Origin of the sequence: Paenibacillus plantarum, from assembly GCF_013141695.1 — a bacterium.
Classification (GTDB): Bacteria; Bacillota; Bacilli; order Paenibacillales; family NBRC-103111; genus Paenibacillus_E; species Paenibacillus_E plantarum.
In genome coordinates, this window is the sequence record NZ_WHNY01000004.1 from 362,451 (window position 1) to 384,679 (window position 22,229).

At 46.2% G+C, this 22,229-nt stretch carries 14 protein-coding genes and 1 pseudogene; 2 read left to right on the plus strand and 13 right to left on the minus strand.

The annotated features are described in order from the left end of the window. Positions 1-49: 49 nt before the first annotated feature. The 13 genes from GC096_RS01245 to GC096_RS01305 form a co-directional block, all read right to left on the minus strand. Positions 50-4,081, minus strand: coding sequence for a LamG-like jellyroll fold domain-containing protein (locus tag GC096_RS01245; RefSeq protein ID WP_171628478.1), 4,032 nt, complete (start codon positions 4,079-4,081; stop codon positions 50-52). Between the two features lie 76 nt (positions 4,082-4,157). After that, entirely contained in the window at positions 4,158-4,772 is a 615-nt protein-coding gene (locus tag GC096_RS01250; protein ID WP_376769465.1) for an SGNH/GDSL hydrolase family protein, read from the minus strand. Positions 4,773-4,843: 71 nt separating this feature from the next. Then, positions 4,844-7,093 carry a helix-turn-helix domain-containing protein gene (locus GC096_RS01255; protein ID WP_171628480.1) on the minus strand — a complete coding sequence of 750 codons (2,250 nt, stop codon included), beginning with the start codon at positions 7,091-7,093 and terminating at the stop codon, positions 4,844-4,846. A gap of 87 nt (positions 7,094-7,180) precedes the next feature. Further along, positions 7,181-8,731 carry an extracellular solute-binding protein gene (locus GC096_RS01260; protein WP_171628481.1) on the minus strand — a complete coding sequence of 517 codons (1,551 nt, stop codon included), beginning with the start codon at positions 8,729-8,731 and terminating at the stop codon, positions 7,181-7,183. 76 nt (positions 8,732-8,807) lie between these two features. Beyond that, positions 8,808-9,680: a carbohydrate ABC transporter permease gene (locus GC096_RS01265; protein WP_376769466.1), complete on the minus strand. Its 873-nt coding sequence runs from the start codon at positions 9,678-9,680 to the stop codon at positions 8,808-8,810. Between the two features lie 41 nt (positions 9,681-9,721). Then, complete coding sequence (locus GC096_RS01270) at positions 9,722-10,618, minus strand: ABC transporter permease (RefSeq protein WP_312886156.1); 897 nt, start codon at positions 10,616-10,618, stop codon at positions 9,722-9,724. Positions 10,619-10,805: 187 nt separating this feature from the next. Continuing rightward, positions 10,806-11,984 carry a TolB-like translocation protein gene (locus GC096_RS01275; protein ID WP_171628483.1) on the minus strand — a complete coding sequence of 393 codons (1,179 nt, stop codon included), beginning with the start codon at positions 11,982-11,984 and terminating at the stop codon, positions 10,806-10,808. Continuing rightward, positions 11,972-13,261, minus strand: a complete 1,290-nt coding sequence (locus tag GC096_RS01280; RefSeq protein ID WP_171628484.1) for a glycoside hydrolase family 28 protein — start codon at positions 13,259-13,261, stop codon at positions 11,972-11,974. Before GC096_RS01280 ends, GC096_RS01275 begins: the two co-directional genes overlap by 13 nt. A 305-nt stretch (positions 13,262-13,566) precedes the next feature. Continuing rightward, complete coding sequence (locus GC096_RS01285; protein ID WP_171628485.1) at positions 13,567-15,906, minus strand: helix-turn-helix domain-containing protein; 2,340 nt, start codon at positions 15,904-15,906, stop codon at positions 13,567-13,569. A gap of 29 nt (positions 15,907-15,935) precedes the next feature. After that, a complete protein-coding gene (locus GC096_RS01290) occupies positions 15,936-17,009 on the minus strand; it encodes a sialidase family protein (protein WP_171628486.1) in 1,074 nt (357 codons plus the stop codon). 20 nt (positions 17,010-17,029) lie between these two features. Continuing rightward, a complete protein-coding gene (locus GC096_RS01295) occupies positions 17,030-18,628 on the minus strand; it encodes a type 2 periplasmic-binding domain-containing protein (protein ID WP_171628487.1) in 1,599 nt (532 codons plus the stop codon). Between the two features lie 18 nt (positions 18,629-18,646). Beyond that, positions 18,647-19,531, minus strand: a complete 885-nt coding sequence (locus GC096_RS01300) for a carbohydrate ABC transporter permease (RefSeq protein WP_171628488.1) — start codon at positions 19,529-19,531, stop codon at positions 18,647-18,649. A gap of 13 nt (positions 19,532-19,544) precedes the next feature. After that, the gene (locus GC096_RS01305; RefSeq protein WP_312886158.1) at positions 19,545-20,453 is read right to left on the minus strand and encodes an ABC transporter permease; all 909 of its coding nucleotides are present in this window, start codon (positions 20,451-20,453) and stop codon (positions 19,545-19,547) included. A 275-nt stretch (positions 20,454-20,728) separates the two neighbouring features. Between GC096_RS01305 and GC096_RS01310 the strand changes: the two genes are divergently transcribed. Beyond that, positions 20,729-21,364, plus strand: coding sequence for a bifunctional 4-hydroxy-2-oxoglutarate aldolase/2-dehydro-3-deoxy-phosphogluconate aldolase (locus GC096_RS01310; protein ID WP_171628489.1), 636 nt, complete (start codon positions 20,729-20,731; stop codon positions 21,362-21,364). Positions 21,365-21,486: 122 nt separating this feature from the next. Further along, positions 21,487-21,755: pseudogene (locus GC096_RS39470) on the plus strand (DDE-type integrase/transposase/recombinase); the annotation flags it as partial. Positions 21,756-22,229 lie beyond the last annotated feature (474 nt).

Sequence of the window (22,229 nt, forward strand, 5' to 3'; positions counted from 1 at the left end):
TAGGAACCAACGTCCTGATGTGATCGAGCATGATTTGCGGCGCTGTCTCCTAGTTACCAGCTAGCGCTGCAATATTCGTACCGGTCAATACGCTGTTAAAGACATATACTTCGTCGATCTTGCCGTTAAAGGCATTCGAAAAATCCGGCCTTCTTCCTATAAACACATGTTGATTGTTGTTATATTGGGTAGACGGAATTGAACTCAGATTGGAGCTGCTTAACGCGCCGTTGACGTAGATCCTTAACGCAGTTCCCGGCTCGAATACGCCCGCCAGATGGACCCATTCTCCAACAGGTAGCGTCCCTGCCGTCACCACACTTATGGAAGAAGTTGCACCGGTAGCAATCTGGAAGACACCTTTTCCTCCGGAATTCATATAGAGACTCCATGATCTGGAATTGGAGCCGTTCTCCTTCGAGATGATTCTGCCCTCACTCGCATAGCTGTCGACATAGACCCATGCTGACAGAGACATAGCGCCCGTAAATTGCAGTTCAGCGGGAGTTCCCAGATCGACTTCATCGTTCGCACCATCGAAATCCAGACTGTTCCCAATTTTACCCGCTGTCCATACGGGGCCGTTAATCAGGGTTCCGTTCAAATGATTGCCCGAGGAATCCGATGCAACGGTTCCTGAAGTCTCGTCAAGCTTCCAGTACCCCACAGGGGATGCTGAGCCAGGGCTAGACGATATTGTAAACTGAATCGTATACGTAGTGCTCGTCGTTCCATCGGAAGATGTCACTGTTACGGCAGCAGTGCCCGGCAGACTCACCGGTAAGTCATATGCCAATGTTGAAGGCGATGCTGAGCTGGCATCCAGCGGTGTCGCCGACACCGTCGGCACGCCAGAGCCAGCCGGCAATACGACATTGTAGCTATACGTACTCGGATCAAACCCCGCAACTCCCTGCCCATTCACCTGCAGGTCACCGAGCACCGCCGGCACGCGCACCTTGTACTCTGCTTGGTTGACGCCATTCACTGAGCTATTCGCCGTAATTGTTGCTGTACCGGCGTACACACCAGCGATGTTAACTGACGGTACGTCGATAACTGACGAAGATGTAATCGTAGCTGCCGTACTGCTGGATTTCCAATCGGCATTCAGATTAGATGTGTTTGGGAATGCCTTGGTGGAGTCGAGCTGAACCGTTTGCCCAAAGGGCACTGTAACGGCTGTATTATCTGCTTTAATCGTAATCGGCACCGAATACCCATTCGTCAACCTTACAAACAGCGTCGAGTATTCAACTGCCCGGTTGAATGAAGCTTTCGTGCGGTCCACGTTAACCGTGAAAGTTACGGAAGAGTTACTTCCGAAGGTTCCTGCAGATGGCGTAACCGAATACCAATCTTCTTCCGCATTACGTCGAATCGTATAGCTGCCAGATCCACTGAGTGTGCCTGTCGAAATTGTGAACGTAGCTGAGCTGCTCGTATCAGGAATGCTAACCACATACTTATCTGACTGGAACGGGATTGGCCGTTTCGGGAACAAGCTGCTTGCCCCTTGCTCGAACGCTCCGATATCAGGAGACGCACCCGCGTACGCATCCGCAAAGTTGTTTACGATTGTTCCCTTATCCACAACGTTAACTTCCCTTGCCGTATTGATGCCAGAAGTCGTCGGTGTAAAGACACCTGCTTCCGGATTCATCATCTTGCCAATCTTGAACAAGCCATGTGCCTCGGCTCCCGGATTTGCATAAATATCCCCAGATCCATCGGCATCCGTGCTGCGTCCCAACGCATCATAATCAAAATTCGTACCGGGGTTTACGGACGGACTATTATCCTCAATGTTGTAATAATTAGACGAGCCCTTGGTGAGATCCCTCATCACGACAATTAGATTATTTCGGGTACCGCCATACCAGTTCTTCGGCGTGCTGCTGCCAGTAATCGCTTTGGGAACTGCATAAATCGTATTGTTGAAGAACCAAGTCTCACCTTTATAGACGGTGCTGCTGTTACCACCCAATTTGACGACCGACCCCGTGCCTGTTCTTCGATAATCATTCAGATTATGGAACACATTATTAAATGCGTAGCTCGGCCCGACCATATTCGGAGCGAAGCTGGTGCCGGAATAGCTCATCTCGAACCGATTGTCGAACACTCGGATATTCGATTGTCCACCGTCAAATTCGACACTATCATCATTGGCGTATCCGAAGAAATTGCCGTAGATATCTGCATCCTTATAAAATCCGCCGCTCTCCTGATTATTATAATAGCCGCTGATCACGTCATTGAACCGGTGGTACTCATCTGTTCCAATGAAATCGTTATATCTGACCACCATGCCGCCTGCGCTTCGGAGATACATCGCCTCGGGTCCTTGAGGGTGAGAATTGCTAAACACTTGCCCATCCGAGGTGACACCTCCCCACGGGTTCGCATAGCCTCTCGGCTCATGCACATAGCTGCGTTCGACAACGATATTCTTTGCATCCTCGATCCGGAAACCGGCATCCCCTTCCAGCATGTCTCCCTGCGCATCGATTGGTGTGCCGTAACCTACATCACTTTTATTGATATAAGCCAACTGTGCAGCTGTATGCACGGTATCGACTGCCGTGCGCCCCCAGCCGGAAATATCCGCATTTGTAATGCGAACGTCGTGATCCGTGCTGTTCAAGTAGATGCCATTCTTGCTGCCGCCCTTGACAATAAAGCCATCCAGAATCGTATATGCCGTATTAGTAACCGTTACGGCGTTCTGAGTTAGCGTACCGGCATCGATGGTGAGACCTGTATCGTTAACAATTTTGATCCAGCCGCTGTTCGATCCGGTCAGCCCGTTTATGACCAATCCGCCGCTCGTATACAAACTGGATAACGAAATCGTCTGTGCGATCACGGGGTTCGAGGTCCAGGTTTGAACCGTTCCCGTTTCAGATTTGATGAGCGTGCTTCCGTAATATACATCCGACTTGACATCATAGGACGTATTCTCATCCAGCCTCACAATGCTGCCTGAAAAAATCTCCTTACCTGGAATATAAATGGGATCCAGTGCATTTTTCCACACCGTGTCCGCTGTTTTCTTGTAGTACAGATGACGGATTAGATCATCTCGTCCGCCTGCAATATAAGCACTAATGGAGTTAAAAGATGGCGTCAGCGTCAACCCGTACACCGGGGTAGGCACTCCGGCCGTCACCGTCACTAGAGCTGAAGCGGTGTACACCGTAGGGGTTGTGCTCGGCGGTGTGGTTGTTGTAGACGTAGCTGAGATGGTCGAAGTTCCGATATTCACTGCTGTGACAAGCCCTGTGTTCGCATCGACAGTAGCGACGGAGGAATTGCTGCTGCTCCAGACGACTGCCTGCGGTGCTCCGGATGGAGCTACGGTGGCGATCAGTGTATCCGTGCCAGCTTTCTCGATCGACGTGGACGTCTTATTCAAAGTGACGCCTGTAACGGTACTCGGTGCCGTACCACCGGTTTGCACAAGGCTGATATCGTCTACATAAGCGGTCATGCTGCCGCTGACGGCGCTGCTTGAGAACACGTAGATCCGCATATATTTCGCATTTGCGGGCACAGTGAAGTTATTTTGATACAATGTGTATCCAGATGTCGTCGTCCCCGTAACCGAGCCAACAATTACATCCGAACCGACTGTCGTGGATCCGGTCGTGGAAAAGTTATCTGGCCCCGCTTTGTCATAAAACCGGACGACCATTCCCGTCGAGGATGCCGAGTTGGTACAAGCCGTTACATTCAAGTAAAAGGAAATGTTGTAGGTTTGACCGGGAATGACCGACACAAATTGCTGCGCTGGCGTCTTCTGACTGCCCGAACTTGCCGATACCTTCAAAGCATTGTTGCCCGAATGAGCATAGGTCGAACCCGCTGGGCTGCCGTTGGTAGCTTTCGATCCAGTAGAATCGATTTTCCAGTTGTCAAAGATGAGAATACCTGAACCTGTCGCACTCTCGAACCCACCGTTCAGTAGATTGCCATTCCCGAAAGCTGCAGCAGGCTTCGCCATCCCTAATGGGATATAACCCAATACCAAGCAAAACATGATGAGCTTGCATAATCGACTTTTCAATACGTTACTCATTTAGTAGTTCCTCCTTTATGATGGACCCTAACAAACTAGTACGTTTTGCGCGTTATGAGCTTTGTAATTGTAGGTTTCAATTGTTGTGCAAGTAGCCGGCAATGAATGCAGCTTGCTGCTTTTGGATCTGCGGGACGTAATGTACATGATCGCAGAACAGCATCTTGCTATCGCCCAGCTTTTGAGTAAATCTGTACAAATCTATGGTTTTGACTCCAGCAGCCTCCATAATCCGATCGGCAACTTCGTTATAGTGGATGACGTCGCGATTATACCGTACAAATTTCTTGATCTGCTCCTCATGGATGGCATCATCAACAGGCGTAGTCCTCACCCAAATTATTCGAACAGGAAGAGGCTGCATAAGTTGTAGAATGTCCTGTAAGTTGGCTTCATACTGCTCTAATGGAACTTGCAGTTCGCCCGTCGACGGATTTCGTTTAATATCGTGCAACCCGCAATTTAGTAACAAAATGGAATGATTAAACAAACGATTAGAGACGAGATAGGATAAATATTGAAGAACCATGCCGCTGTCCCCACCGTTTGCGCCTCTCATCGCGTTGGGGAGATCTTGGTTTTCGTTAATGGCATACTGATCCTTCTTACGATCATACATTAGTTCACTTTCCAGCATTTTCTCCAAATAGACCCCGTAATCGATCGAAATGCTGTCCCCTAAAACGAACATTTTATCCAACAATACTCCTCCTTTCAAATGCCCTGGAACACTTCCTAAACCCACCTCCTCTCTCAGCAGATTTAATGTTCTGTTTGTTCACGATATTTGCCAGGTGTTATATGCTCCGAACTTTTGAATGAGCGGATAAAGTTTCCCGAATTGCTAAAATGCAACTTCTGCGCTATTTCGCTGATCGTCATATCCGTTTCCCGTAGCCATCGTTTTGCAATTCCAAGACGAACATTAGCAAGATACTCGCCGAAATTAATGCCCATTTCCTGTCGAAACACACGGCTAACATAGACGGGATGATAATTTAACCTTTCTGCGCACGATTCCAATGTAAGATTGGTTTCAGCTTCGTTGTTAATCATCATACAGACCTCTTTGGATATGCGGTGATGCGCCTTATCTTTTTGCTCGCTAATCACCTTGACTAATGGCGCGATCAGCGTTTGCATAAACCAACTTTCGATTTCCGGAATCGTCTTAATTTCAAACAACCGTTCAAATAACGAGACCGTTCCATCGTATGGCATAACCCCACCTATTTCCTGATGAAGACGAAGCAGGTCGGTTAGAAGCCTCGCCACAAAGATCTGGTAATCCCGATGGTCGGCCGCATTCTTATAAATTTCCTGAAGAAATACGCTAAGCTTCTGACTGATCTCTTCCTCATTGCCTAGTTTGATCGAATCGATCAACTCATTCTCCATCTGCATCGGAAAAATCGGGGGCAGTTCGCGGTTGGGCTGAACTTCGTCGAAGAAAAGCAGCGATTCTTGCTCATAGCGAATTCTGTATTTTAGGGCCTCGAGCCCTTCCAAATAAGCCTTCGGTATTTCCTTTAAGTCTGTATGAACCCTGCTAACTCCAATGCTCAATGGCAATCGCAAAAACTGCCTCACCTTTTGCTGAATCTCCATCGCCCGTTCAAAAGCTAGCAGTCGAGCCTCCTGGGAGTCGTCACTATCACTGCCCATGATTAACACCTGCGACTGGTTAATCACAATCGACTCAAAGCGTTCCTGAGATGGAACAATCTCACCTGCGATATTGCTAATCGCAAACATCAGCAAGTAGCGATCATGCTCTGTGTAGCTGGTACCTTCAAGCGTATCAAATTCGGATACAAGTACCACATATTGCTTCAGATTCGTTGGGTAATTGTAGTTTATCATCATCTCTTCAATTTCATTGCGTCGCCATTCGCCTAATATCAGCTTGGTGACGAAAAATTGCTTCAGTTGATCGCTCATTTGTTGCCGCAAGTGAAGTAAAGACTTCAACTTTCCGCTGATAATGTCAATCTCGCTGCCTTTGTCCGAACCCGACACTAAATCGCGGAGCGCTCCATACCATCTTTTAATTGGTGAATAAATAACCCGTGAGCTATAGAGCGACACCAAAATGGTAAGAATTAAAATCCCCGTGCAAATATAAATCGTGTATCGGCCAATTTCCCTTGAGTCCATCGAAATGTCGTCCAACGAAATAACCGATAAATACAACCAGTTGTTGTAGCTCGAACGGTAGGGAATAATAACGGACGGCTTGCCATTCAGTTCAATGGCAATTGCCTTATCATTTTCCATATCGGCTGTTTGCGCCACAATAGATTCGAGTGCGCCGTGCACATGCTCATCCGAGCTCGTTCCGGCTACAAACTTCCGATTTTCGTCCATAATGAACATTTCGCCAAACTCTTTATTTTTAGCAAGGATGGCATTAAGATCATCAAGCGAAATATCGACGAGCAACAAGGCAATTGGATTATCGGAATGTAGTGGCAACCTTTCAACGACTGTGACTGATTTGTCGGATAGGTAATAGCGATTAAATTGCTGACCAGCCTCTGTATAGCGAGAGAAAAGTGCTGGATCCGAATAATACGTAAAACTGCTAAAACGGCCCCCGCTGCTGATCAACCAATTTTTTTGAAGATTGACAAGCACAACATCCGTGATGCCAAGTTCATAAGACTGCATAAAGGAAATTTCCTGCTGAATCTGCCCCACAGCCTGAAAGTCGTGTTGGGTAACGGCTTTGTTTAGCGTCTGGGCGACTAGCGTTGAGTACATTAATTGATTCATCATCTTATCGACTAGACTTAATTCCTTTTCTGTTCGAAGATGAATCTGAGCCAATATCAAATCGTTGCCACGGATCACTTTCTCTTTTATCGAATTAGAGGAGATGACATAGGAAAGTAACCCCAGCGTAATAACCGGAATGGCACCCAGCAAAATACTGATCGCCAGTAGCTTGGTAAAGTATCGAGACACCTCAATGTTCATGCGCTTTCTTCCCGATCCATTAAAATACTTCATTGCTACTCCTCCGTTAAAACGACTAGTGTTACCTCCGGTAGACGGCACAAAAGAAAGCCCAGGCATTGTTCACTTGTTACTAATCTACTATTTTTTAACCGCCTGATAAGCAGCGTTTATTTCATCAATATACTTCGTGCCTCCGCTGCTCTTCCATTGCTCAACCGCTTTTTTCCAACCTGCCGCGTCAAGCTCGCCGAGAATAAATTTGCTTTGAGCATCGTTGACGGTTTGATCCAACGTCTTGCCGAGTGTGGTATACGTTGCCGATTTATAAGGCGCCGCAGGATTGAACACTGCAACTTTCTCATTCTCTCTGCGGACTTCTGTCGCTCTGGCGACTTGCGGATCATCTGATTTTAATTGCGGCATCAAATCAGTCAATATACTCAAGTTATAGATACCTGGGCCCGCGCCTGTTGACTTGGTGAAACCATCTTGATCCTTCCACACGACTTTATCGCCATCCATCGTATAGTGAACCCCTTCAATGCCATAGCTTAGCAGCATTTGTGCTTCCTTACTGCCCAATTTATCAATAAAACCCAATACTTGGCGCAGCTGTTCCTCTGTCTTTACGTTTTTCTTTGGAATCATCATCATCAAGTTGAATCCGCTTTCACCTCGTGTCTTGATACCAGCCGGACCTGTAAATTGGTTAATCATAATCACTTGTGCCTTCGGATCATTTTTCTGAACTGACTTCTCCCGAGTGGAATCAGAAACCTGATAATAAATACCCGCTTTGCCGCCATAGAAGATTTCGTTCTTCTTGTTAGAATCGACCAGTAGGAAGTCCTGGTTGACGCCATGCTCATCATATAACTTCTTCATTGCATTAAGGGCGTCTGTATACTGTGGCGTCAGCACAGCCGGAACTAACTTACCGCCGTCTTCCGCCCATTCATTCGGTCCGCCTAGCCAGGTAAGTAACGCTTTGAAATCCGAACCGCCATTATCCATCACCCAACCGGTTGTATCGTTCTTCCCGTTTTTGTCTGGATCACCCGTTCCAAAGGCAACCGCTGTATTTAACAGCTCCTGCGGCGTAGACGGCGCTTTCAACCCCATATTGTCCAACCAGTCCTTGCGAATGAATATTGTACTTCTCGCTTTATCTCGACTACGGTAGATGCCGTAATTTTTTCCTTTGTATGAAGCATTGTTCAGGACACCCGCATCAAGGCGCTTCAAATTAGGGTAATCTTTTAGATAGGGCGTTAAATCCCAGAAGACACCTGCATCAACGGCATTTGTAACAGCCGGTAGATTGAGATCGGCAACAACGATCGTAGGCAAATCTCCTGCCGCGAGGGAGGCAGTCAGCTTGTCGTTGTATGCCGCGTTCGGCACCCAGTTGATGTTCAGCTTCGAGTTGGTAACCTCCATCAGCTTCTTCATGACATCGCTGTCGGCTGCTGGCGCATTTGGCGAGGTGTACATGGCCATGAGTGAGATATTCACGGCTTCAGCTGGTTTGGCGCTACTAGATGTTGCCGATGTCGCAGTTGACGAAGACGCCGGAGTTGCAGTCGGTGTATCTCCGTTTTTTGTTCCTTCGCTGCATGCCGCTAGTAGCGCAGTGCTTAGCATTAGGGCAAGCATAACCTTTGTTTTCTGAACCGTAACCGTTTTCATTTTAGTTAATACCCTCTTTCTATTAAAATTATATATTAAATGATGACGAACTGCACTCCCGAAGGTAATGCTATAATCATCCTTTAACCGATCCCAGTAGGACGCCTTTGGTAAAATATTTCTGCAAAAACGGATATAAAAGCAAAATAGGAAGCGTCGCGACTACGATGACTGATGCACGAACAATGTTCGAAGGCGGAATGAATGTAAACTCATCATCGCCAACCCCAGCTGTGCTAACCGTTACGATCTGCCGGAGCAACACCTGAATCGGCCATTTGGACTGGTCGTTCATATACAGAATCGCAGATAGGAACGTGTTCCAATGACCCACTGCATAGAAAAGCGAGATCGTAGCGATAGCTGGTAGTGACAAAGGTAGAATGATCCGTAATAGAATATAGGGGTCTTTGGCGCCATCAATCTTCGCTGACTCCTCCAATTCATCTGGAAGGGCCTGGAAAAAACTTTTGAGTATGATGAGAATGAACGGACTAACCAATCCAGTAAGCCATAGCGACCAGTAGGAATTCAGCAACCCCAGCGATTTCACAAGCAAGAAATTAGGAATCATTCCTCCAGCAAACAGCATGGTGAACACAATCATTAGCATAACGGGATTTCGGCCTTTTAAATATTTTCTTGATAGCGGATAAGCGAGCAATGACGTCACAATGACGTTAAGCGCAGTCCCTACCACCGTTATGAAAATCGTTGTTATTAGGCTGCGTGGCAATGTGTTAGAGGAGAAAATAAACCGAAATCCGTCCAAGCTAAACCGTGTCGGGATAAGAAGAAACGGATGAGCCGCTAGTTCCGAAGAAGCAGCGATGGATGTAGCAAATACGTGCAAAATCGGTATAAAACATATCAGTGCATATAGAAGTAACAGAAAATAGTTGATCCAATCGAATAGCATGTTACTCGACTGCCTGCGGGCTGCGCTGATCGGTAAAGATACATTAGCTGTTGTTGGTTTCGACTGTTCCATTACCATATACCCTCTTCTCCCAACTTTTTAGCCAAACGATTTGCAAGAAACACCATAATCAACCCCGCTACCGATTTGAATAGACCGACTGTGGTGCTGTAGCTAAACTGGCCACCTAGAACCCCAATACTATAGATATAAGTATCGAATACATCCGCCACGCCCCGATTCATCGCATTCGACATCAGGAACACATGATCGAAGCTGAGATCCATGATATCCCCTACTTTAAGAATAAGCAGAATGACAACAACGTTTCGTATGCCAGGAAGTGTAATATGCCAAACTTGCCGCAGCCTGCTGGCTCCGTCGATCTCTGCCGCCTCGTAAAGACTCGTATCCACACCAGCTATCGCAGCAAGATAAATAATTGTACCCCAGCCTGCATCATGCCAGATGGACTGAATCGTATATAAGGGGCGGAACCATGCGGCATCGAGCATGAAGTTAATTTTGTTGCCACCGAGCGATACCAATAGATTGTTGACGATCCCACCTTCTGTCGTAAGCATCAGGTAGGAGAGAGAAACCACAACGACCCAGGAAAGAAAATGCGGTAGATAAATAACCGTCTGGATGAATCGCTTAAATAATTGCTTCCGGACTTCATTCAACATGAGGGCGAGAAGGATTGGAATTGGAAAAGCAAATACAAAGCCATACACAAACAACATCAAAGTATTTCGGAGTAGTACAAGAAACGTATCTTCCGTAAACAGCCTGTGGAAATGCTTTAATCCGACCCATGGGCTTCCCGAAAACCCGAGAAACGGCTGAAAATCTTGAAAAGCAATAACGTTCCCAAGCATGGGCAAGTAACGAAAAATAATGAAATATAATACACCAGGAATCATCATCAGGTATAGCCATCGATGTTTACCTAACTCTATACGCACTACCTGTAGCACCACCTTGTCAAATGATAAGTCGCTTGCAAACTCACTATAACTGGATTAGAGATTATCCGTATATTCTCTTTGCTGAACCAAACTCCAGACAACGCTGCTTCTAATTCAATTATCATTAGTTAGCATCATTATCATTCGTTAAGATTAAAGCATTGATCCTCCTTTAATTACTGGATTAAAGGCCTAGATCTCGCAAATCCATCTTATACACGTGGCGCTGTCCTTCATGAGTTGAATCGAAGGAGATCAACGTGCCCTGTCGATTCCAGCGTGGATGCAGATCACAGCGGATATCACCGTCCAGTTCAGGCAGCGAATAATACGAGGCAAGTTTGATCCCCTTTTGGGTTTGTAAATTGTAGATATACAAATGTCGATATGATTCGCTATCTGGATAACTGTCATAGAGCATGAATCGCCGATCTGGCGAGTAACTGCAATGTCCATCCTCGAGGAAAAACGACTTGTCGATCGTCTCTACCTCGCGCGTCTTGTCTTTCCACACATACAGTTGAGCCCCCTCAGGATTGGTTGCCGCTTCACCAGCATGAATCGTCAGACACTCACGATCCTTCCAATGATAATGCGACGCATATCCGTAGTCGGCAAGCAAGAATAAATCGGAACCATCCGTATTCATCGTTACGACGGCTGTTTTCCAAATTTTTTCTTTATCTGGAAAACAGCGCACCAGAACGACAAGACGGGTGCCGTCCGTGGTGAAGGTGATGTGGTTGATCAATATTTTCCTGTCCTCACCTTGAAAATATGCTTTCGTAAACTCCCATATCCGTTGCAAAGAAATCGCCTGCCGACTGCTTCCTGACAACAGGTCAATCAGATAGATGCCATCATCTTGCGGATAGGGGACGTTCGCGTATGGGTCTGATTCGCCAGCATAGCCGTATCCCGGTCGGAAATCGTACATGCGGGGGAAATTGATGCTGACTGCATACTTGCCCGTCGGATCGACATTCGCAACCGGCCTCTCCAATGTATGGGACTTACCCGTTGTCAGATTCAGTACGACGCCTTCATAGGCGCTGCCCTTCCTTGAATTATAAATAACAGTATCCTGCGGGTACGCGGGATGCCACTGCAGCATGCTCCCCTGCTGAAAGTTCCATGCTGTCGTTTCTCCGATGACGGTGAAGCTATTATTTTGCAAATCTATATAACCAAGTTGGGCTCGATCTTCCGCAACAGGGAGTCGATCGCAAAACGCTACTTTATGGCATAGATGATACCGATCATTCGAGCTCCAAGCAGGTGTGTCGTAATAACCAAAAAAATAGTGGCCGTCTTCCTTGGTTAAACGCTCTGCCTTCAACAATTCGTCCTTTATCCGATCCATTGCTCATTTCCCCCCGCTTCAATAAGAGTGTGATTGCAGGTAACCTTTTCCGAATATGCTAGACATATATCATGGCGCTTATGTTCAGCCGCCTCCTCGCATTCGAAAACATTGATATGATCAAGTCGCACATTATTCCCATACGCAATCGTCATATAAGCCGGCTTTGTCATAAATTCTGTATCCCGCTGCTCTTTAAGTGTCCGTTTACCCGTAATAGGTTTGCTTCGATTACTGAAAGGCATATAACCTGTGATGCGCATCGTCACATCTTGGAATGAAATATTGTCGAGCAGGCTCTCCGGTGCTCCTTGCACAACAATTGTGCTTTGCGTGCTTATAAAGAGATCGCGGAAGGCTACATCTCGCACGCTGCCCATCTTGGAGTCAGCATGCCGCTTCTCGATATCGATGAACATCGGTAAAACCGGCTTGATCTCGTACAGGTCTGCCGACTCAATCGTGATATCGCTCATTCGTACCCTCTCCACTGTGGCTCCGTCTTTGACAAATATACCGATCCCGATCGAGGCATTGATGATGCAGTGATTGAAATCAATGTCACTGATATTTCCGTACGTCTCCGTTCCTAGCTTAATTGCCGTATTCGGTGTCTCCAGGATGCAATTCGTCACGAAAATTGGCCCGCATGCCTGCTGCTCAGTACTCTTAATTGGGATGCAATCGTCCCCAGTTGATAGGTGACAATTCGTAATGAAAACATTGCGGCAGCCGTCGGGTACGATGCCATCCGTATTCAAATGATAGCGATAATTTTGTATCGAAACACGGTTGATATAAACCGTATCGCAATGTTTCAAATGGACGGTCCAAAATGAGCTGTCCTGAATACGAATATCCTCCAACGTGACCGAGCGGCAATTATCGAAGAAGCAGGTACAAACCCGCAGTTCAGGCGGTTGCGGTACTCCCCACCAAGAGCCGAACTTCTCTGTACCGAACCCCCGAATCGTTCCTTTGCCCGTAATGCCGAACAACTCAGCATTCGTCGCTTTAAACAATATCCTGCTCTCATACGAGCCTGACCAATCTTCCCGGTAATCGGCACGATTAGTCGAAGCCCAAAGCGTAGCACCCGTTTCTAGATGCAGCATGACCCCGCTCTTCAGTTCGATACTTCCAATCAAATATTCACCGGCGGGAACGGTAACTGTTCCTCCTCCTATTCGGTGACATTCGTCTATGGCTGCCTGAAACGCTGCGCTGTCCAACTTGGACCGATCCCCAATAGCCCCGAAAGCCTTCACATCCAACATGTTCGACCACGATCCTTTCTATACTAGGTTCTTGAGCACGGAAGTATCGTAACGTATTTGCCAATTATCCGTATATATTCATTACCTAACTATCTTGCTAATTACTACTCTTGCTCGCATTTTCGTACATTCGAGACGCAATATCCCCTTCGTTTCTCATAACAAACTGCAGACCCGCCCATCGTCGGTTTTATTCATAACTCATCGCTTTTTGCGTTAAAGTTGCGACTGCCTATCGCACACAAAAAAGTCTTACGAATTATCGTAAGACTTGAAAACACTTCTCGAATGGTAAAGTTCTGTCCCTAATCCCTTGAATCTGGGAACAGCATCTTGTACTGCTGAGGCGTGATACCTTCTCTTTTTTTAAACTTACGAATAAAATGCGACTGGTCTAGGTAGCCTACGCTCTCGACAATCTCTTTGACACTCATCGACCTAGCTTGCAGAAGTTCTTTCGCTTGATTCATGCGAATCTCTTCCACATAGTCACTAAGTGTAGTTCCTGTTTGATTTTTGAAATACCGTGATAGATACGATGGAGAAACTCCGAAGGTATCGGCAATTTGGTTGGAATTCAAAGTAACGTCGGCATAATGCTGGGAAACATAATTCACGATTTTATCGCGCAGTTCGAAATTCCGACTTTCCTTCTTACGGCTCATCTCATCAGCAAATCGTGTGCAGTAACGTAGGAAGATACGCTCAAACTCCTCCACCGTTTCAAAAGCAAAAACTTGCAGCATCTCGTCTGATTCTCGGTCCTGCTCTTCTCGTGAAATCTCTTTAGCAAGTTTGAGTACTGCTATAATCAACCCTTGACATAGAGCCCTCGCAGCTCCAGGCGTCAAATCGCTGCCACGGATTTCTTGGATCTCTTCGGTAATGACTGAACTTACCAATTCTCTGTCTCCCAGCTTAATGACCTTTATCAAATTCGAGACAGCCTCATCCATAATCTCATAGCGCGAGTTTGCTTCTTCAATGGGTGCATCTTGATACTTCAGAACGACATTGTTCCCTTCCAAGAAACGACGATGGGACGTTTCAACTGCTTGCCTGTAGTAAACCGGCGTATCCAGCACATGATGAAACAATTCGCTGATCCCTAACGTGACGGTGAATGGAAAAAGCCGTTCGAAGAAATCACGAATTTTTTCAGCAGCCTCATGCAGTAGTTGCTCGCATTCCACTTCTTCTTCCGCCTTAATACCAACTAAAAGCGCAACACCGCGATTCTCCGTTAGATCGATCGCATAGCCATGGCCTAACTCCATGGAGATTTCTTCAGCCACGTTCATAATGCTGTATTTGAGAACATTCTGAATGATCGCCGTATTCGTCTTTTCAAAATTGCGATAATCATCGATACGAATAAGCAATATGGCAAATCGTTCATAAGAAAGCTGCATGCCCGCTTTGATCGTCAATTCGTTAAGCTCCTCGCGGGATCTCACATTGCCTTTGATCAAATCTGCCAGAATTTTTTCCTTCCATGCAGCGGATTTGGTTCGGAGATGCGAACGCAGGTCGTTATTCTCCAGATTCATATGCTCAAACGCTTCGCTTAGCCAGCCGAGTTCATTATTTTGCCGATGTACCTCGGAAGACGGATTCTTCCGGACGGAATCCAATAGCCTTTTGATCGGCTTGTAATGCTGTCTGGCAAGGAACAGAGATAACCCGATCCCTAGCAGCAACACCGAAACCACGATGATATAAAAAATAGTCTGAGTTTGCCTCACCACAGTAAGAAACTGTCCTGTCGGCACGACCACATAGTAGGACCACGGCATAAATCCGGATTCGAGTTGAACCGAAGAATGCGGTCCCTCCGGCAAATTCAGGCTGCTCACGATGGATGCTGTTCTATCCGCAGGTAACCATGGCAGCAGTCTGGCTGCGTCCTTCCCTTCCCCGCTTCCACTAGAGGCGGATACGATAATGTGGTCGTCCTTATCGATGATGAATGCCTCTCCTTCAAATTCCTTTATTGCCCCCCCAATCGCCTTTTTCATTTCCGCCCCACTGATCAAATAGAGAAGTACTTGTGTCGGTTTAACGCCGTTTCCTGGGAGAGGAAACATGTAAATGGCCGCATCCAGCTTGTTGGCACCATTCAAGCTTATGGATTGAACAGGCAATAAATACGGCTCCTTAAGTCCCGCTGCCAGATTCTTGAATTCAACATGGTTCAAATGCGCAAAAGGGTAAACGTTCTCAAAAAAAGTGTCCAGATCATAGACGCCGCTTGCCGCATAGACCTTCTGCTCCGACATTTCATTGAAATAGAGACCGATATCCAACAGATAGGAATGTGTCGAGCCGTATGACCTCAGCTCCTGAATGCCCTGCTTCGTCTCATAGCCACCTTCGGAGAACGAATACCGCATCAGCTTGTTATTACTGGAAATTTGCAAAGACATTTGCCGTAATTCATTAAACCGTTGATCAATCTGATCGCGGATCTGCTTCAATGAGGTAATATTGGACTGCTCAACAATCCCCTCCAGCGTATCGAAAAACTTCGTATAAACGAATCCTCCGATGGCCGCCAATAGAAAGACGACTAAGAACAAATAGGAAAAAAAGTAAGTCATAAGCCGTGAAACCTGAGGTGTTCTCTGTTTTTTTCCTGTGCTCATAAGTCGTCTTTCTCCTTTACCGGACTTTCTTAATTGCTGGCCTTATTAACCAATTGCCGCAATGCAGCATACTCGGACACACATGTACCTGCCTCAATATCTGCTTCAGTGAACGCCGCCATCAATATCTCTTTGGCTTTGTCCCGTTCCCTATCATATATCACATAAATATAGCCTTCCTGATCCTGTATACCGTCTGGGTAGGAGATATCTCCTCTTTCATCAAGGACTAGCCCGCCCTTCCACGTAAGTCCATCATCCTCTGACAGCATCGCAGTCAGGTGACTTCTCCCTTTGAACCCATAGTGGTTAACTAGCAGTAGACGGCCTGATTGCAGTCTACGGATGAAAAATCGAGAGCTAGGACCGCCAAGCACAGTCGGCTTGCCAGGCGACCAAGTGCTTCCACCATCCAAAGAGACACTCTCCCCGATTCCATAGAATGTTCTGACCAGCATCCATAAACTTCCATCTCCCCGCTCAACAAGCATATGCTCGTCGAAGTGACGATTCGGAATGTCCGCAGAACCTCGCAGGTGGAAGGTTTCCCCCTCATCCTTCGAAACGTAGACATTCGAAAAGGCTTGCTCCGGCAGCTCATTCAGCGGTGATTCATGGCAAGCCCAGACAGCAATCGGCAGCAGCCATTCCCCGTTCTTCAGCACGGTTGGTTTATTCATCATAATACCATCAGCAATACGTCTTGGACTAGTCCAGACAACCGAGTCAGCTCCCGGATCCGCGCAGATCGAAGCCCATACCCCGCAGCGTCCGTCGTACCAACTATAGCTTTGGGACCAGAATACCCATAAGCGTCCCGAAGGGTCCCTCCATAAGCAAGGATCGAAAGCTCGCACCTGGTCCGGCGGATCGATCACATAGAGCAGATCCGACCACGACTGTCCGCGATCCTCGCTTTTGACGAGGGCGACATAATTGCTGGGGCCTTCTCCTTTGCCTCCACTGTAGAAGGCCGCCCACAACCTATTATCTGGGGCGCATGCTACGCCAGGGATTCCTTGCCACTGACGAACTCGGTAACGATCACCATCTACGAACTGAATCGCTGCCCCTTCCAATGCCAAATCAAAATTAGGCCTCATGGCGCTTCCTCTCTTTCTGCCTAATTGCGTTTGTAGCGATCATAAGCGTCTTTATGGATTTTCATATATTCGTCCAGACCCATTTTCTTGATCGTCGCTACATATTCATCCCACTTGGAGAATGGCGCTTTCCCCATGATGAATTGTGTCTGCATTTCACCCACGTAGGTGTGGATATCGGTACTCAAAGCTTTTAAACGATCATTTTCCTCCTTGGTAAACAAGAACGCAGGCCAAATTTCTTTGGGGACGAACGGCTTCAAGTTGTTAGCCGCTGTAATGACTTCCGGCATCCCTTCTCCGGTATCCCAAGCGAAGCGCTCTTCACGAACAATAGGGTGCACAGAGAAGGGCGAAACAAGCTCGCGGGAAATTGTTTGATCCAGGGTCAAACCATCCTTATTGTTCACAATATCCTGTACAAATCGATATTTGCCATCTTTCATCTCGTAGGTTTTGCCTTCTACGCCCATCCAGTATAAAACGGCTCCGTCCCCATCCAAAAAGTAATCCGCCCAGCGCATCGTGGCTTCAGGCTCTTTGTTGTTTTTGGTGATCACAAAAGCTCCTTGATTTTGCAGGACAGGGCTAATGCCTCCCCAGTTTTGATCGCCGAAGGGGCCTTTCAGCGCTGCGCCAAAACCAGCATAATTCGTTTTCAATTGTCCTGCAGGAACGACATTAATATTAGAGAATCCACCCACCAGCCCTTTGGAGATTTTGGCAGTCAGAATGGTTGCATTGTTGGTGAAAATCTCTTTATCCAACAAGCCCTCCGTATACAATTTGTTCATGTACGTTAGCAAATCTTTGTATTTCGGATCCGTCTGCATAAACCGCATGGCCCCCGCTTTATCGTCATAGTCGACGTAAGGGTTGGCATTACCACGGCTGTAAAGACCCCAGGCTCCTGCTAAAGAACGCAATGCATTGCTGATATCTGTGCTGCTCAGCGGAATACGTTCTGGGTCTTTTGCCTTAAAGGCTTTAAGCACCCCATAGAGCTCATCGGTTGTCGAAGGCATTTTCAGTCCTGCTTCATCTAGCCATTTCTGATTGATGAACATTTTCGTGCCAATTCGGTGCGTAATATTCGAGGACATTTTTGGAAGTCCATAAATTTTGCCATCAGGAGCGGTGATCCCTTTGAGCACTTCCGGATTCGCTTTCAGGATTTTGGAGAAATTAGGCGCGTACTTATCAATCAGATCATTCAATGGAATAAACAAACCTTGTTGTCCATAAGTAATCATGTCCTGCGAATTAATCCCTCCGCCATAGAAGGCATCTGGGATATCATTGGTCGCCAGAAGAAGGTTCTTCTTCTCCTCCAGACTTGCTTGCGGGACTAGGTTCCAATCGATATGAATACCCGTTCGCTTCTCTGCCTCCTTCCAAAGAATCTTATCCTTCCATTCCCCCTGAAGGGGCGATTGGCCCGCCATCATACGAAGCGTAATGGGCTGATTCACGATGGGCATGCCTGTTTCATTCAGCGTTTTGCTTGCATTTTTAGCTTGCCCTGTTGGCGTCACCATATCTGTATTCGTGCATGCGGATAGCAGACTTGTAGCCATGATAACAACGAAAGCGGTTTTAATAGATTTTAGATACAACATGAAGTGATTCCCCCTAATTTAGCCTTTGATAGCTCCAATCATGACTCCTTTAACGAAGTAACGTTGGAGAAACGGATACAGCATTAAGACAGGCAGACTGGAGACAATAATGACGGCATATTTCAGGCCTTCCGTCAGCATGATTTGGTCAACCGAAGTTTCAGAGCCACTGACCATGCTTCCCATCTGATTTTGCAATAGAATCTGTCTAAGAATTAATTGCAGTGGATATTTCTGAGAATCCGACAAGTAGATAAGTGCGTTGAAAAATGAATTCCAGTGGCCGACTCCGTAAAATAAAAGCATAACGGCTATGACCGGCATAGACAACGGAAGAATGATGCTTAGAAGCATACGAAAATTCGAGCATCCATCGATCTGGGCTGACTCTTGAAGCTCAATCGGAATAGCCTGAAAAAAAGTTCTCATAATAATAATATTCCACATCGATACGGCACTCGGCAAAATAATCGCCCAGATAGTATTGATCAAGCCGAGGTTTTTGATCAGCAAGTAGGTTGGAATCAGCCCGCCACTGAAAAACATGGTAATGACAAATATGATCGTCAGAACATGACGCCCTCTGAAATCCTTACGTGACAGGGGATAGGCAGCGCCTATGGTAAGCAGCAAATTTACCGCTGTGCCTGCACAGGTATAAATCAAAGTATTGATATATCCTCTCATAATCCCGTCATCTTGGAAAACCCGGATATAGGATTGCACGTTAATCTGCTTCGGCAGCAGCCATACTTGACCTTCGACCACAGCCGCCGGGCTGCTGAACGATGCGCTTAGCACGAATACGAGTGGATAGAGAACAAGTATCGTTCCTAAACTTAACAATGTATAATTTATTATATCGAATACGATATCTCCTCTGGTTTGCGCAAGTCTGCCCACCTTTGATCCCTCCTTACCATAGGCTTGTATTCGTGAGCCTTTTCGAAATGCGATTCACTACGATTAACAAGATTAAGTTGATGACCGAATTGAACAGTCCAACCGCCGCAGAGAAACTATACTGCGCTCCCAATACACCCGATCGATATACATAAGTGGAAATTATATCGGATGCACTTATGTTCACATCATTTTGCATCAAGAACACTTTCTCGAAGCCTACCGCCATAATTTGCCCGCATTGCATGATAAATAGAATCATCACTGTTGGCATAATCGCCGGCACATTGATATGCCAGATGCGCTGGAGCTTACTAGCTCCTTCCAGTGTGGCCGATTCATGCTGCTGCGGATCAACGCCGGCCAAAGCTGCGATGAACAGAATGGAATTCCATCCTATATTTTGCCATACACCAGAAAACACATATAACGTCTTGAACCATGAAGGCTCCGCCATAAAATCAATTGGAGTCGCCCCTGTCCATAGGAGAAATTGATTCACCAGCCCGGTTTTTGGCGAAAGGAAAATCGCCATCATGCCTACCAATACAACTGTCGATATGAAATGAGGTGCATAAGTGACAAGCTGTACCGTCTTCTTGAACATGACCTGCCTAATTTCGTTAATCAATAGTGCGAACAGGACAGATAATGGAAAGCTGATGATTAAGTAGTAAACGCTAATCAATAAAGTATTGGTTAGCAGCCTTTGTAAATAATATCCATTAAAAAATCGTTCAAAATGCTGCAGCCCCACCCAGGGGCTCCCCCATATTCCTTGCACAGCATTAAAGTCCTTGAAAGCAATCTGGACACCATACATAGGAATGTAATCAAATACAATGACATACGTAAGGGCCGGCAAGATCAATAGGTACAATTCCCAATTTCGGCTGATTCCTTTAAGCGATACTCTGTTCACAATTCCGGTCGCCCCCTCTCCGTTATCCTGATATTCTGTCTCTACTTCCTTCTTATCTCATTCCTAATCTCAGCTGCTCTTTGGTATCTCCTCCTCTTCCGCGACATACCTCCATCCTATAGCGAGAGCCAATAAAACGTATATAGAAGTCTGTTGACCTGCATGGTTCATTGATTACAATTGTAGGAATTATAAGGTTTTTCGTCTTGCTAGGATAGATGTTTGATAGTATGCATGTCATAATAGGACCTATCCCTTACTTGGAGGCTCTCAACATGAATCGTGAAAAAGGATTACTTGAAATCGAACGAACTCGGATCATTGCCATTGTCAGAGGCGTTGAAGAACAGCACGTGGAGTTCGTGGCTGACGCTTTACTGCAAGGTGGCGTGACGGTCATGGAGATTACCTTGAATACACCTGGCGCACTTTCCATGATAGCTCGGCTGCAGGACAAGCTTGGAGATCAGATGTACATTGGTGCAGGCACTGTACTGGATTTCGACGATGCCAAGCGGGCTATAGATGCTGGCGCTGCATTCCTTGTGACACCCAACACCGACGAGGAAGTTATTCGCTTTGCTCACAGTCAACAAATACCTATCTTCCCAGGAGCCCTTACGCCAACGGAAATCGTTAAAGCATGGAAGGCTGGTGCAACAGCAGTCAAAGTATTCCCAAGTGCCAGCCTTACCCTAACCTATATCAAGGAGCTGATGGGTCCTCTCTCTCATATTCCTATGATGGCCGTGGGTGGAGTTACTGAAGAGAACATTAGCCAATTTCTACAAATCGGATGTTATGGTTTAGGCATTGGTGGCTCTCTAATTAATCTTCCACAAATTCAAGCTGGAAATTACTCATGGATTACTGAGAAAGCGTCGCGATTACTTGCTGCCTCTAAAGGCTGATGCTTTCTCTGGGGTTGTGATGCAAAGCTCTAATTCATGATACAGTAACTGATAATGAAGTCATGGGATGGGTCCATGAATATGGACCCGAAATCGACAAACGAATCCGTTCCTTTTTGAAACCTACAAACGACTCGTGACGGACCGACGAAACCTACGTTAAAGTCAAGGTCAGTGGAATTATTTATATAGAGCAGTTGATTCTATGGGGAAAACGAAATTAATAAATGAAAAAGCCTTACCAAAAGAAACCTTGACTAGACAGACAAAGTATCTAAACAACATTGTTGAGCAAGATAACCGGTTCATAAATAAAATAACAAAACCGATGTTTGGCTTCAAATCATTTCTAACTGCCGAACAGACATCAAAGGGAATCGAAGCCATTTGATAAGGAAAAGGCAGACCGATAATAATTCTTCTATCCTCTCTACTGTTGAATGGCTCAAAAATATCTGCTGTATAGTATGTCAGGTAACTGAAAACTTTTTAATCCTTGCACCAGAACCGATTTGAGCGATGTGCTCCGTATAAATAAAATAAACCAGAACCCCCAATTTTCCCTGGAGTTCTGGTTTTACAAATACTAACTATCTTTCTGCAGCCGCCCATCCCGAAACCATACAAATCCTCTGATGCTTTATACAACAAGGAAAGCGCTTGTTAATGTAGAAATCCTAGTGTATCCGTAAGGGACTGCGTCTTAATCACAGCTACATTCCTTAAATTTAATCATATCTGCTCATTTAGTTCAATCGCCACCTCGAGTTGACTGTTTTGTTTGCTTCCATACGAATAAGAATTGTCTCCAACCAATAAATTAAATAGGCGTTCACTCTAGGAGTGGCGCCTTTTTTAATTTCAA